This is a genomic window from Streptomyces sp. NPDC104367, assembly GCF_055583825.1.
Genome location: NZ_JBVJND010000021.1, coordinates 39,501 through 52,724 on the forward strand (window position 1 = coordinate 39,501; position 13,224 = coordinate 52,724).

A 13,224-nucleotide genomic window follows, 5' to 3' on the forward strand; every position below is an offset into this window, starting at 1 on the left:
GTCCTTCTAATTCATGGTCCGCGTGAGGCCGCCGCGGTGCGCTGCGGGGCAGCAGGATCAGGGCGTTGACGGACCCAGGTCAACACCGGAAACGTTATCCGAGCGCACCGGCGGGCGGGTAATCAGCGCTCAAGAAGACACTCCTGGAGCGCGCGCATCGGGGAGGTCGCGGTGTAGTCGCCGCCGGGCGGCACCAGTCCGCGCATGTCCATGACGTTGACGCCGAGCGCTGCGATCTTCAATCCCGCGAACGCCTCGTACCAGTGCAGGTCGACGGGTTCGATGCCGGTGACCTCGGCCCAGATCGCGGCCGTGCGCTCACGGTCGGGGATGCCGGGCAGCGACCGTCCGTCGTTCCGCCGGGTGATCACCCGCTCGATGAACAGCCACCAGCCCAGATCGTGCAGGGCGCCGCCGAGCGAGGGCTGCTCCCAGTCCATGAGGGCGACGACGTCGAAGGCGTCGTCGACGAGCATGTTGCCGATCCGCGCGTCACCCCACACGAGTCCGGGCGGCGGGTCCGCCGGCATCCGGTCCCGCAGATCCGACCAGATCCGGCGGTACTCGGGGAGCGGGCGGTCCGGCGTGTCCACGTGGATCAGGAAGTCCTCCCAGCGGCTCCACTCGTGCTGGAAGCCGGTCATCCCGGCGGGCGGCGCGAGAAAGGGGAACGAGTTGAGCGGCAGGGTCTGGAGCGAGGCCAGGGCGCGTACCGCCTGGTCCCAGAGTCTGGCCCGCTGAGCCTCGGTCGCCTCGGCCACCCAGCCCGACTGCACGTATGGGGGGTTGCTGACCGCGACCCTGCCGCGGAGCCGCTCCATCACGAAGAAGGGTGCGCCGACGATGCCCGGGTCCTCCTCGAACCAGAAGACCTTGGCCACGGGGACGCGGCCGTCGGCAGCGAGGACCCGCATCACGTCGTACTGCTCGGCGAACATGTCGTCCACGAACACGGTGAAGCTGGTCGGTTTGATCCGGACGACCAGCCCCTGGGTGCGCTGCCGGCCCGACTCGTGCCAGTGCGCGTCGAACAGGATCGTCTCGTGCGACTGGCCGGCGCCGCTGGGGTACTCGAAGTCGGCCAGTCGCAGGTCGGTGGCTCCCTCAAGGCGCTGGGCGAGCCAGCCGGTGAGCTGTCCGGCCAACTCGGAGAAGTCCCGCACGCGGGGCGCCACGATGGCGTTCTCCGGTGACCTGCCCTGGAACACGGACCCTTCCTTCACTGAACTGCCCTTCTTCGCTGGACGGGATATGTAGTATACTAGATTAGTCGGCCTGGTGACAGAGCGGGCGGACAGGAAGGAGCGCCATGTCGCCCTCGGACCGGAATCCGGCCCCCACCTCCCTCGATCACGTGCTCTCCACCGACTGGCTCGGGTGGGCGCTCGGGATCCCCGTCACGTCGGTGGAGGTCGTGGAACGTCAGGTGACCGTCGCGACGAAAGTGCGGACGCGGCTCATCGTGGACACGCCGTCCGGTACGCAGAGCCTCGACGTCTTCGTGAAGGCGATGCTGGACCACGACCCGCTCACCCCCTTCGTCGCACGCGTCTCCGAGACCGAGGCCCGCTTCTACGAAGAGGTCGTCGAGAAGGTGGGCGTGCGCCATCCGCCCGTCCGTTACGTCGGGATCGACCCGGGGACCGGCCATGGGCTGCTGCTGATGGACGACGTCAAGGCGGCCGGGGCGACGTTCCTCCAGGCGCTCAGCCCCTACACGCACGAGCAGGCGAGCGCGAGCCTCGACCAGCTCGCCCGGCTGCACGCGTCCCACTGGGGCGGTGGCGGGCTCGACCGCCACCCGTGGATCATCGACCGGCTCGCCGGACTCGCGGCCCGCCCGTGGCGGACGGACGAGGAGCTCGCCGAGCTCCTCGGCGACGGCCGTGCGGAAGGCCTCGCCGCCGAGGTGACCGACGTCGGCCTGATCCACGCCTCCCTGCGCGCGCTCGCCGCACGGGTGGCGGGCCGGCCGGAGGCCATGATCCACGGTGACCCCCATGCCGGGAACGTGTACGAACACGACGGCCGCATCTCCCTGATCGACTGGCAGCTCGTCCAGCGGGCGCACTGGTCGATCGACGTGGCCTACCACGTGGCCGCGGTCCTCTCGGTCGAGGACCGCCGAGCGGGAGAGCGCGCCCTCCTGGCCCACTATCTCGACCGGCTGACGGCCTACGGCGTGGACGCGCCCGGCTTCGGGGAGGCCTTCGAGGCCTATCGCGAAGCCATGGTGTACGGCCTGTACATGTGGGCCGTCACCAGGAAGGTCGCGCGGCCGATCATTCTCGAGCTCACCCAGCGGCTCGGGACGGCCGTCACCGATCTGGAGACCTTCCGTCTCCTCGGCGCGTGACCGCCGTCGCCGATCCGTACCGCGAGGACGCTGGAGGAACAGAATGACCGCCGACGAGATCGAGGGCGTACGGCGCACGCTCGCGCTGTACGGCCACCTCATGGACGACGGCCGGTACGACGAGGCCGCCGAGCTGTTCGACGCCGACGCCCGGTGGACCGTGCAGGGCGTCACGTACGAGGGCATCGACGCGATCCGCGCCGTGGTGACATCGTGGCCGGTGCGTACCGGTGTCAAGCATCTCACCGTCAACTCCGTCATCGACATCAAGGACGGGCGCGCGACCGCGGTGTCCGACTATCTGCTGGTGCAGGCGACCGGTATCGGCGGTGTGGCGATGCGTGGCGGGCGGTATCACGACACGCTGAAGCCGGGTCCCTCCGGCGCGTGGGTGTTCGTCACCCGGGAGAACCGTGGGTCGAGTCTCGTGAGCGAGTAGGGTCCCCCGGCCGTGCTGCCAAGCGGCGGCCGGGCCGGGAAACGGCTGCACGGCCGCGTCGCCTTCGGCCCGTACCCGGTGTCGGTACCGGGTACGGGCCGAAGGCGTGGGCGGGGGAGAATCCCTACTTGAGCATGAACCCCGCGTCGACCGGCAGCGTGACGCCGGTGATGTAGCGTGCCTCGTCCGAGGCCAGGAAGAGCAGCGCGTTGCTGATGTCGACCGGCTCGACCCAGGGGATGGGCAGGGCGTTCAGCGAGGTGTAGCCGGGGATCACGTCTTCCTCGGTGGGGTTCTCCAGGTCCGGCCGGAACGCGCGCCAGATCTGCTCGTTGCGGACCATGTCGGTGTTCACCGTCGTGGGCGCGATGGCGTTGACCCGGATCATCTCCTGGGACAGCTCCAGAGCGAGCGCCTTCATGAGCCCGACGACGCCGTGCTTGGTCGTCACATAGCTTGAGAGGTTCCAGGTGCCTCGGAGCCCCGCGCCCGAGGTGGTCATGATGATGGAGCCGCCCCGGCCGCCGGCGCGGATGTGCGGGATGGCCGCCTTGAAGGTGTTCCACGAGCCGGTGAGGTTCACGTCCAGGTCGGTCTGCCAGTTCTCGACCGGGAGTTCGTCGGCCTTTCCGTACGAGCCGATGCCGACGTTGGACGCCACGATGTCCAGGCGCCCGAACTCGGCCACCCCCTCCGCGAGGACCTCCTGCTGCGCTGCGAGGTCACGGGTGTCGGCCTGGACCGCGATGATCCGGCGCCCGCGGGCCTTCACCTCCTCGACCGTCTGCGCCAGGTCGTCGGCTGTCCCCATCGCGGGGCCCTTCCCCAAAGAGGTCTCGGGGACGTACTCCTTGCAGATGTCGATGGCGATGATGTCCGCGCCCTCCTCGGCCAGCCGGATGGCATGGCTTCGGCCCTGCCCCTTGGCCGCGCCGGTGACGTAGGCGACTTTGCCCTCTACACGTCCCACGATGAGTACCTTTCTTGCGAGGTCCAGGCGCCTGGGGCCGTCCTGGGAGAAGGGGGTTCGAGCTCTCCGCCCGCCGTTCAGGCGTCAGCGGCGCTTGCACCTCGCGGAATATGGTGCGGATGACCTGTGAGATGGAGCGCGGGAACACGGAGGCTCCCTGATCGACCGGGACGGAGGGTCCCGTCGGAGGTCGCGGAAGGACCGTTCGGCCGCGACCGTGCAGGCTGCCGACTGCGAGGTGGGCGACTGCCATGCCCGCTCTGTCCGCGGCGACCTTGCCTCTTGAAAGTAGTACACCTCTTGAAAGTAGTGCATCACATTAGGAGTCGCTCGTGGCGGTGTCAACCGCTTCCGCGCGGGCTGTGACCGCGTCGGTTGCCGGGTGTGCGATGGCGGGCGTGCGTACCGGGAACGGATGGTTGACCAGCCCCGAAGCGCCACCGTAACTTAGTAGTGAACTACTTTAGTGTTCGAGTGGGCTAGGCAGAGGTGGCATGGTGGCCGACGACGAAGTGGCGACTCCTACGTTGCGTGAGCTCGAAGAGATCCGCGTCAGGTACCGGGAGGAACGGGACCGGCGACTGCGCTCCGACGGCCAGGATCAGTACCTCGACGTCCGGACGGAGTTCGCGTCGTTCGCCGCCGACCCGTTCGCCGACCCGTCCTTCGCCCGCGGGCCGATCCGGCGCGAGCACGACGTGATCGTCGTGGGGGCCGGGTTCGCCGGCCTGGTGACGGCCATACGGCTCCAGGAAGCGGGCGTCCGCGACGTCGCGATCATCGACGAGGCGGCTGACGTCGGCGGCACCTGGTACTGGAACCGCTACCCCGGAGCCCAGTGCGACATCGACTCCTACTGCTACCTCCCGCTCCTGGAGGAGACGGGCTTCGTACCGGAGGACAAGTACTCCCACCAGCCCGAGATCTTCGGGCACGCCCAGCGCATCGCCCAGCGGTACGGCCTGTACGAGAACGCGATCCTCCAGACCGCGGTGACCCGGATGAGCTGGGACGAGGGCGCCGGCCGCTGGCGGCTCTCGACGGACCGCGAGGACGAGCTGTCCGCGCGCTTCGTCGTCCTCGCGCTGGGACCGGGCAGCAAGCCGAAACTGCCGCGCGTCCCGGGGATCGAGGACTACCGGGGACACATGTTCCACACGAGCCGCTGGGACTTCGGCTACACCGGCGGCAGCACCTCCGGCGGGCTCACGGGACTCGCCGACAAGAAGGTCGGTTTCATCGGCACCGGATCCACGGGTATCGGTGCGATGCCCTACCTCGCACGGGACGCGGGCGAACTGATCCTCTTCCAGCGCACCCCGGCGATGGTGCTCGAACGGAACAACCAGAAGACCGACCACGAGTGGGCGAACTCGCTCGAACCCGGCTGGCAGCGCGTACGCCGCTACAACCTGGAGGACAGTCTGCTCGGCCGTCGCACCGACGACGACCTCATCCAGGACGGATGGACCGAGTTCTATCCCCGCCTCCAGCCGTCCACGGTGACCGCCGAGGAGCATGCGGACCTCACCCCCGCGATACGGGGTGAACTCGCCGACCTCCGCGAACTCAACCAGGTGCGGGCCCGGGTCGACAGGGCGGTGCGCGACGCGGACGTCGCCGAGCTGCTGAAGCCCTGGTTCCGCGCCCGCTGCAAGCGGCCGACGTTCAGCGACACCTACCTCGACATGTTCAACCGTCCGAACGTCTCACTCGTGGACGTGAGCGAGAGCCGTGGGCTCGAACGCTTCACGTCCAAGGGGGTGGTGGCCGGGGGGGTCGAGTACGAGCTGGACTGCGTCATCCTGTCCACCGGATTCGAGTGGGGCACGTCCCTGAACCGCCGGATGGCGATCCCGGTCGTCGGTCGGGACGGCGTCGAACTGCACGAGCGGTGGCGTGACGGCTTCCGCACCTTCCACGGCCACAGCACCACCGGTTTCCCCAACTGGTTCTACATCGGGCGGACCCAGGCCGCGATCTCCGTCAACTACACCGCCACCATCGAGGGCCAGGCCGCCAACATCGCGTACATCATCGCCGAGGTGAGCGGCCGTGGCGCGCGCACGGTCGAGGCGACCGAGGAGGGACAGGCGGCCTGGCTCGCCGAGCTCCGCCGCGTGACCGTCGACAACACGGAGTTCCTGGAGTCGTGCACGCCCGGCTACATGAACAACGAGGGCCAGGTGGGAAAGGCCGGCGGATGGACCTTCGACCGCTACTCACCCGGCGTGGCCGCCTTCGACGAACTCACCGCGGCGTGGCGGGCCCGCGGTGACCTGGAGGGGCTGCGCATGGACGGCACGGAGCGCACGGAACCGTCCTGAGTCCGTCGGGCCGGCCGGCTGGTTCGGCCCGTCGCGGTCGGGTGGGGGAGCACCGACGGCGACGGGCCGAACCAGCCGCTCAACCCCGGGCGCGCCGGGAGGGGACCATGACGCGGGGGCGCAGGGAGGCGGTGGACCGGCCCCGAAGTGCCGAGAGCCACACGCCTGTCCCGTACGCGATGTCGTCGAGCCGGCGGGCGAGCCCGTAACGCCAGGGGTCCAGATCCGTACGGCCGGGACGGTACTCCAGAGCGATGTCGGCCACCGCGGCGACCGCCACGGCCCGCCGCACCCGTGTGGAGACCACACAGCCGACGGCGGCCAGCGGCCACCAGTGGCGGGTCAGCAGCGCTCCGCCCTGTACCAGCGCGGTCACGGCACCGTTGGCGGTGAGACGGACCGCGTGCCGCCGCGGCCGGGCGGTCCCCCGCAGCTTGCGGGCGATCCGCTCGGCGGTGAGGGCGCAGACCGTACCCGCGACGGGAACGGACCAGCGGCGCTGGGCGGCCAGGGCCAGGAGAAGGGCCGCAGTCCACGGGGCGAAGACGACCGGGGCGATGTGTTCGGGATGGCGTTCGGCGAGTGCGTGGGCGCCGCTTCCGTAGGCGGCCTTGCGGGTGAACCAGTCGGTGAAGCGCGCACGGTGCTCGTGTGCGGCGCGGGCCGCGGGTTCGTACCGGATGCGCCAGCCCTGTCGGTCCAGCCGCCAGCACAGGTCGACGTCCTCGCCGATCCGCATGTCCTCGTCGAAGCCACCGAGGGCGGCGAGCACGTCCACCCGGGCGACCACGCAGGCGCTGGGGACCCATGACACCGGTGTACCGGGCCGGACGGCGGCCGGCCGGCGGCCCAGATCCAGGGAGGAGCGGATGTTCTCGTAGCGGCCGAGCCAGCCGGGGGCGGCCTGGGGCAGGCCGGTGATCCGGGGCGCGGTCAGCGCGACCCGGGGATCGGCGAAGTGCCGTACCAGGGTGGGGACGGTGTCGGGTGCCAGCACGACGTCCGAGTCGACGAAGGCCACGTACGGCGTCGTGACCAGGTGTAGCCCGGCGTTGCGGGCGGCCGCCGGACCGGAGTTGGCCGCCAGCGGCAACAGGCGTGCGCCGTACCGGGCGGCGACCGCCGCGATACGGCCGGGATCGTGCGAGGCGTCGTCGACGACCACGGTCTCGCTGCCTTCCGGGATGCTCGCCAGAAGTCTGGCGAGTTGCGCCGGGCGGTCACGCACCGGGATGACATAGGTCCACGACGGCTCGTGTGCACCCGTACCCGGAGCAGGCCGGCCGACGGTCGGTGACGGGTGTGCCAGGCCGGTACTCAGCAGACGGTCGGCCAGGGCCGAGCCCGCCCGGTCCCGAACGCGGAGCGTGCGACCCGACAGCAGCGCCCTGGCCCGCGGGGTCAGCCGGACCAGTCTGGTGGGGTGCCCGCCGAGCAGGGCGCGCCCTCCGTCGAGCACTTCGGTGTCCTCGTCGAGGGTCACGGTGAAGCCGAGCGGAAGTGTCATCGCGAGCCCCTCTTCGCCCTGGGCGGTTCGATGCCTGCGGGCAGTCGGCGTCCGCCCACGGCTCCGGCCCGGAGACGGCCCCTGGCGTCCGGTTTCCCCGAGCGTACGGCGTGCGTCGCCGCCGTCACCATGACGGCCAGCAGGGTCCGGCCCTCCTCGGCCGTGGCACCGGACGGGTCTCCGAGCACGCCGTTGGGCGACACGGCCCGCACGCCATGTGCCATCAGCTCGGGAAGCAGTTCGGCCAGCGGCCGGATATCACCCGGCACGGCGTCGGCGGGCCGCACGTCGGCGGGCGCCAGATGCAGCATCAGGGAGGTCTCCGTACGGCCGGCGTGCGCGTCGGCGCCGGGTGCCTCACAACCGAACCAGCTCACGTCGTGGCCTTCGTAGCGCAGTTTTCCCACCGCCGAGTCGAGGGTGGCGACGTTGCCGCCGTGGCCGTTCACGAAGACGATCCGCGCGGCCCATGCCGACACCGACCGCACGGTCTCGACCAGGACGGCGTGCAGCGCCTCGTGCCCCACCGACACGGTCCCGGCGAACCCGTCGTGCTCACCGCTGGCTCCGTAGGGAATGGCAGGAGCGAGCACGACGGGGGTCTCCGGCGCGAGGAGGAACAGTTCGTCCGCGGCTGACCGTGCCACGGCGGTGGCTATGACAGTGTCGGTGGCCAGCGGCAGGTGCGGGCCGTGCTGTTCGGTGGAGCCGACCGGCACCAGGACGAGTGGAGCGGCGGGCACCTTGGGCGAGGTCAGGTTCGCCAGTCTCCGGCCGTGTGACGACTGTTCGGTCCTGTCGGGCATCGTCAGGCCTTCGCTCCGGCCACGCGACTGAAACCGTCCGGCACGATCAGGTCGTCCCGCGACAGTTCGTGGACCGAGGAGTGGCCGAGGCCGAGCACGGCCGAGTCGAGCCCGCCGCGCAGGATGTCGAGGACGTTCTCCACGCCCGCCTGCCCGCCCGCGGCCAGACCCCACAGATACGCGCGCCCGATGAGCACGGCCCGTGCGCCCATGGCCAGTGCCTTGGCCACGTCCCCGCCGCGGCGGACACCGCCGTCCAGCAGGACCTCGATCTCGCCGCCGACGGCTTCGGCGATCGCCGGCAGCAGCCGGATGGTGGCGGGGGTGGTGTCCAGGTTGTTGCCCCCGTGGTTGGAGACGGATATCGCCGACACCCCGGCGTCGACGGCCCGCCGGGCGTCGTCGACCCGGCCCACACCCTTCAGCAGGAAGGGACCTCCCCACTCCTCCCGCATCCACTTGACGTCGTCCCAGCTGGGCGGCGTCGTCTGCATCCACTCCCCGTAGGCGCCGAAGAACCCGGGGGCGTCGCCGCCCGGCGGCTGGAGGTTGGGCGTGGTCAGGTCGGGGATATGCCCCGTGCGCGCGTAGGACCACAGCCAACCCGGGTGCGGCAGGACGTCGGGGGCGAACCGGAGCATCGTCCTGAGGTCGATCTTCTCGGGAATGCTCGGGCTGCCCCAGTCCCGGCCGTTCGAGAACGACCAGTCCAACGTGGCGATCAGCGCCTTCGCACCGGCCGCCCGTGCCCGCTCCATGCGCTGGGTCATCGTCTCCCGAGTGCCGGACCAGTACATCTGGAAGAAGGTGTTCGGATTGGCGGCGACGACCTCTTCGACGGGCTTGCTGGCGAAGGAGCTCAGGCCCATGCTCACACCGCGGTTGGCGGCCGCGCGTGCCACCGCCACCTCCCCGTCGGGATGCACGGCCTGTACTCCCGTCGGGGAGATCACCACCGGCATCGAGGCGGGCAGGCCGAGTACCGTCGTGGACAGATCCCGCTCGGCGTGATGGCCCACGACGCGCGGGGCGAAGCCGAGTTCGGCGAAGGCCGCGGTGTTGTCGTCCATCGTCCGGCCCCGTTCCGAGCCGGCGACCAGAGCGCCGTAGACCGAGGCGGGCAGCCGGCGCTTGGCGCGGCGCTGTGCTTCGGCGACGGTCTCGAACCAGGAGTTCCTTGCCACGTGCGGGTCCTCTCTGTCAGGGGAGCTGCGGCACCGGTGGCGCCGGGTGCAGGCCGGCGACGGGGCTCTCGTCGCAGGGTGTGGTCGGCGGACGCCGCGTCAACCGCACGTCCACCGGGCCGGTCCGGTGTGAGTGGTCGCCGGACGGCTTCGGCCGGTCCGTGGTGTCCTGCGAGCGCTCGGCCAGGAGCCGCTCACCGTGGCCTCGGACGCACTCGGGGTCGGGTCCGTCCAGCGGCAGCCCGGTGAAGAACTTCGCGGCCATGCAACCGCCCTTGCAGCTGCTGTAGAACGAGCAGGACGTGCACGCACCCCCGCTCTGCGGCTCTCGCAGGCGGGCGAACAGCTCCGACTCCCGCCACACCCCGGCGAAACCGCCCGGCTCACGGACGTTCCCGGCGAGGAAGTCGTCGTGGATGGCGAACGGGCAGGCGTACACGTCACCGATCGGGTCGATCAGGCAGACCACCCGGCCCGCGCCGCACAGGTTCAGTCCCGGCAGCGCCTTGCCGAAGGCGGACAGGTGGAAGAAGGAGTCGCCGGTGAGGACGTGGTCCCCGTGCTCCATCAACCAGTCGTAGAGTTGCCGTTGCTGGGTCGGCAGCGGGTGCAGCTCGTCCCAGACGTCCGCGCCGCGCCCGGAGGGACGCAACCGGGTCAGCCGCAACTGGGCACCGTAGCGGTCGGCGATGGCCTTGAACTCGTCCATCTGCGGGATGTTGTGCCGGGTGCAGACGACGGACAGCTTGAAGTTCTTCATCCCGGCGTCGGCCAGGTTGGCCATGGCTCGCAGCGCGGTGTCGTACGAACCGGGTCCGCGTACCGCGTCGTTGACCTCGCGGGTGGCGCCGTCGAGCGAGATCTGCACGTCCACGTAGTCGTTGCGGGCCAGTCGGCCTGCGACTTCGGGAGTGATGCGCACACCGTTGGTGGAGAACTTCACGCCGACGTGGTGGGCGGTGGCATAGTCGAGGAGTTCGAAGAAGTCCGGGCGGACCGTGGGCTCGCCTCCGCCGATGTTGACGTAGAAGACCTGCATGGCCTCCAGTTCGTCGATCACGGCCTTCGCCTCGGCCGTGCTGAGCTCGCGGGGGTCCCGACGGCCCGAGCTGGAGAGGCAGTGCGTACAGGACAGGTTGCAGGCGTAGGTCAGTTCCCAGGTCAGGCAGATCGGGGACGTGAGGCCGTACTCGAAGAGATCGACCAGGCGGTCGGGGCGCGGAACCTGACGCTGCGCGTCCAGGGTTGTTGTCATGAACCCGGAGTCCTTTCGATGACCATCGACGACTGTGCGAGCGCGGAGAAGGCCCTGGAGTACCGGGGCAGTTCACCCTCGTCGACGCCGGCGGCCGCACAGGCCGCGCGCGCCGTGGGCGCCGTCGCCAACGCCTGAACGGCCGCGAGCAGCCTGCGGTCCTTGAGGAACGAGAGTTTGCGCGTGCCGAAGTGGTACAGCAGCGCACCGAAGGGTTCCGGCCGCACCGAGACCTGGGGGTGCAGGTCCCAGGCCCGGTCCAGGTCCGGATACTGCGTGACCATGTCGTCGCCCGGGCCTAGTAGACGCCGCACATGCCGTCGATCGAGACCTCCTCGATGAGGTCGTCGGCCTCGACGAGTGCGACATCGGTGTCGGGTGCGGCGGTCTGCTCGGCGTGGACCGCTTCGGTACGGATCCGCTCGGCCTCGGACGCCGGGAACATGCCGTTGCTCATGTGTTCTCCCTGGTGTAGGCGGCACACCTCGGAGGGGAACCGCTGGCGGGGCGGTTCTGGTGGCTCCGTGCGGTACCGCGGGTACGGAGGTGACGTGTCGTCGGGTGCGGACACGTGTGAGGACGTCGGCCGCTGCCCGCCCGCCACCGGGCATTCGCCGATGCCGCGTGGGGCTGCGCGCCGTTCGTCGGAGACTATTGGCATCGTGTGCCAAAAGAAAGACGCGTGCGTGCACCAATCTTCCGGACTTCCCGCGCGGCACCGCCCGGGGTCTTGCGCAGGGCCGCCGTGATCGCCTTGGATCACCTGCCATGGAGCGTTCTCACCACGATGTCGTCGTGGTCGGCGCGGGTGCGGCCGGGGCTGTTCTGGCCGCACGGCTGACCGAGGATCCCGGACGCCGTGTCCTGTTGCTGGAGGCGGGACCCGTGCCATCCACCCCGGCCGGATTCGGCCCGGAACTGCTGGACGCCCGGCTGGTGCCCGGGGCGCGGCCGGAGCATCCCGCCACCACCGCCCACCTGGTGCACCTCACGCCGCGACGGCCCTGGAAGGTCCCGCGTGGGCGGATCCTCGGCGGGTCTACCACGGTGAACGGCGGATACTTCATCCGCGCCCGGCGTGCCGACTTCGACCGGTGGTCGGCCGCCGGGAACCCCGCCTGGTCCTACGACCGGGTCCTGCCCTTCCTTCGAGGGCTGGAGACGGATCTCGACCACACTGCGGAGGAACTGCACGGCGACAGAGGACCGATGCGCATCCGGCGGGCCGGCCTCGGACACCCCGCCGCCGCGGCCTTCCGCGACGCGGCGCGGGCTGCCGGGTTTCCCGCCGAGCCCGACAAGAACGACCAGGCCCCGCCCGGCTTCGGCCCCGTGCCGAGCAACGCGGTCGACCGGATCCGCCGCAACACGGCCCTCGCGTACCTTTCCCCCGAGGTGCGCAGCCGTCCCAACCTGACCGTCCGGGTCGGCTGCCAGGCACACCGGGTCCTGATCGAGCACGGCCGCGCGACCGGCGTCCTCTACGAACATGGGGGACGCCTCGTCCAGGTCGGCGGGGACACCGTCGTCCTGTGCGCGGGTGCCCTGGTCACGCCGCAGCTGCTGTGCCTGTCCGGCATAGGCCCGCGCGCCGATCTGGAGCGGCACGGCATACCCCTCGTGCGGGACGCGCCCGCCGTCGGGGCACGCATCAGCGACCACCCGCAGCTGGTCGTGGAGTGGACCCCGCGCGAGGACCTCGGCGCCCCGGCCGATACCTGGCTCGGAGGCTGCCTTCATCTCCGGTCCGGAACGCGTGCCGTATCCGCCTCCGCGCCTTCCTCCGGGGGGCCGGGCGACTTGGAGATCCTCCAGTCGGTAGTTCCCCTGGCCGGGCTCGTGACCGGCGTGGCGGGTGTCGCCGGCGCCCCGCTGCCGTTTCTCGTCTCCGATCTGGCGCCCCGCCGCACCGGTCGGCTGCGTATCCGGTCCGCCGACCTGAGAACTCCGCCCCGCGTCGACTACGGCTACCTCTCCACGCCGGGTGACTTCGGGCGCCTGCGCGAGGCGGTCCGTGTCGTCGCGACCCTGGTGGAGACACCGCCGTTCCGTGCCGTGTCCCGTTCCCTGACCGGTCCCGACCCGGCGATTCTTGACGACGACCGCGCCCTGGACCGCTGGATCGGCGAGCACCTCGGGACCGCCCAGCACACCTGCGGCACCGTCCCCATGGGCCCCGCCGATGATCCGGAACACGCGGCCGTCGACCAGTTCGGCCGTGTGCACGGCGTACCGGGCCTGCGGGTCGCCGACACCTCGATCCTCCCCGACGCGCCCCACCGCGGCCCCGCGGCCACCGCCGTGCTCATCGGCGAACTCGTCGCACACGCCCTCCGAACCGACGCGCGCTGAACTTCTCCCGTCATGTCTTTCGCGGTCC

12 protein-coding genes are annotated in these 13,224 nt (G+C 70.7%); 4 read left to right on the forward strand and 8 right to left on the reverse strand.

Annotated elements, in window-relative coordinates:
* Positions 1-122: 122 nt before the first annotated feature.
* The gene (locus tag ACZ619_RS28530) at positions 123-1,208 is read right to left on the reverse strand and encodes a phosphotransferase family protein (protein WP_469604681.1); all 1,086 of its coding nucleotides are present in this window, start codon (positions 1,206-1,208) and stop codon (positions 123-125) included.
* A 101-nt stretch (positions 1,209-1,309) separates the two neighbouring features.
* Here ACZ619_RS28530 and ACZ619_RS28535 point away from each other — a divergent pair, with 101 nt between their 5' ends.
* Together ACZ619_RS28535 and ACZ619_RS28540 are read left to right on the forward strand one after the other, a co-directional pair.
* Complete coding sequence (locus ACZ619_RS28535; RefSeq protein WP_469604683.1) at positions 1,310-2,356, forward strand: phosphotransferase family protein; 1,047 nt, start codon at positions 1,310-1,312, stop codon at positions 2,354-2,356.
* A gap of 43 nt (positions 2,357-2,399) precedes the next feature.
* Complete coding sequence (locus ACZ619_RS28540; RefSeq protein WP_469604686.1) at positions 2,400-2,795, forward strand: nuclear transport factor 2 family protein; 396 nt, start codon at positions 2,400-2,402, stop codon at positions 2,793-2,795.
* Between the two features lie 124 nt (positions 2,796-2,919).
* Here the strand turns inward: ACZ619_RS28540 and ACZ619_RS28545 are convergent, their stop codons facing one another.
* Positions 2,920-3,765, reverse strand: coding sequence for a mycofactocin-coupled SDR family oxidoreductase (locus ACZ619_RS28545; protein ID WP_469604688.1), 846 nt, complete (start codon positions 3,763-3,765; stop codon positions 2,920-2,922).
* Positions 3,766-4,292: 527 nt separating this feature from the next.
* On the opposite strand from ACZ619_RS28545, the gene ACZ619_RS28550 reads away from it, so the two are divergent.
* Entirely contained in the window at positions 4,293-6,092 is a 1,800-nt protein-coding gene (locus ACZ619_RS28550; protein WP_469604690.1) for a flavin-containing monooxygenase, read from the forward strand.
* 79 nt (positions 6,093-6,171) lie between these two features.
* On the opposite strand, the gene mftF is transcribed toward ACZ619_RS28550, so the two are convergent.
* From mftF to mftA, 6 genes are read right to left on the reverse strand one after another with little or no spacing between them, the layout of a single operon-like run.
* Positions 6,172-7,599, reverse strand: coding sequence for a mycofactocin biosynthesis glycosyltransferase MftF (gene mftF / locus ACZ619_RS28555; protein WP_469604696.1), 1,428 nt, complete (start codon positions 7,597-7,599; stop codon positions 6,172-6,174).
* Complete coding sequence (gene mftE / locus ACZ619_RS28560; protein ID WP_469604698.1) at positions 7,596-8,405, reverse strand: mycofactocin biosynthesis peptidyl-dipeptidase MftE; 810 nt, start codon at positions 8,403-8,405, stop codon at positions 7,596-7,598. The genes mftF and mftE overlap by 4 nt, the downstream gene beginning before the upstream one ends.
* A gap of 2 nt (positions 8,406-8,407) precedes the next feature.
* On the reverse strand, positions 8,408-9,589 hold the full coding sequence (mftD, locus tag ACZ619_RS28565) for a pre-mycofactocin synthase MftD (RefSeq protein WP_469604701.1): 1,182 nt from the start codon (positions 9,587-9,589) through the stop codon (positions 8,408-8,410).
* Between the two features lie 16 nt (positions 9,590-9,605).
* Entirely contained in the window at positions 9,606-10,844 is a 1,239-nt protein-coding gene (gene mftC / locus ACZ619_RS28570) for a mycofactocin radical SAM maturase (protein ID WP_469604704.1), read from the reverse strand.
* The gene (gene mftB, locus ACZ619_RS28575; RefSeq protein ID WP_469604707.1) at positions 10,841-11,128 is read right to left on the reverse strand and encodes a mycofactocin biosynthesis chaperone MftB; all 288 of its coding nucleotides are present in this window, start codon (positions 11,126-11,128) and stop codon (positions 10,841-10,843) included. The genes mftC and mftB overlap by 4 nt, the downstream gene beginning before the upstream one ends.
* Positions 11,129-11,142: 14 nt before the next feature.
* The gene (gene mftA / locus ACZ619_RS28580; RefSeq protein ID WP_469604709.1) at positions 11,143-11,301 is read right to left on the reverse strand and encodes a mycofactocin precursor MftA; all 159 of its coding nucleotides are present in this window, start codon (positions 11,299-11,301) and stop codon (positions 11,143-11,145) included.
* A gap of 311 nt (positions 11,302-11,612) precedes the next feature.
* On the opposite strand from mftA, the gene mftG reads away from it, so the two are divergent.
* Positions 11,613-13,196, forward strand: coding sequence for a mycofactocin dehydrogenase MftG (gene mftG / locus ACZ619_RS28585; protein WP_469604712.1), 1,584 nt, complete (start codon positions 11,613-11,615; stop codon positions 13,194-13,196).
* Positions 13,197-13,224: the final 28 nt, after the last annotated feature.

Coding starts and splice junctions, on each gene's coding strand:
- ACZ619_RS28535 (WP_469604683.1), top strand. CDS start 1,310: ATGTCGCCCTCGGACCGGAATCCGGCCCCCACCTCCCTCGATCACGTG.
- ACZ619_RS28540 (WP_469604686.1), top strand. CDS start 2,400: ATGACCGCCGACGAGATCGAGGGCGTACGGCGCACGCTCGCGCTGTAC.
- mftF (WP_469604696.1), bottom strand. CDS start 7,599: ATGACACTTCCGCTCGGCTTCACCGTGACCCTCGACGAGGACACCGAA.
- mftE (WP_469604698.1), bottom strand. CDS start 8,405: ATGCCCGACAGGACCGAACAGTCGTCACACGGCCGGAGACTGGCGAAC.
- mftC (WP_469604704.1), bottom strand. CDS start 10,844: ATGACAACAACCCTGGACGCGCAGCGTCAGGTTCCGCGCCCCGACCGC.
- mftB (WP_469604707.1), bottom strand. CDS start 11,128: ATGGTCACGCAGTATCCGGACCTGGACCGGGCCTGGGACCTGCACCCC.
- mftA (WP_469604709.1), bottom strand. CDS start 11,301: ATGAGCAACGGCATGTTCCCGGCGTCCGAGGCCGAGCGGATCCGTACC.
- mftG (WP_469604712.1), top strand. CDS start 11,613: ATGGAGCGTTCTCACCACGATGTCGTCGTGGTCGGCGCGGGTGCGGCC.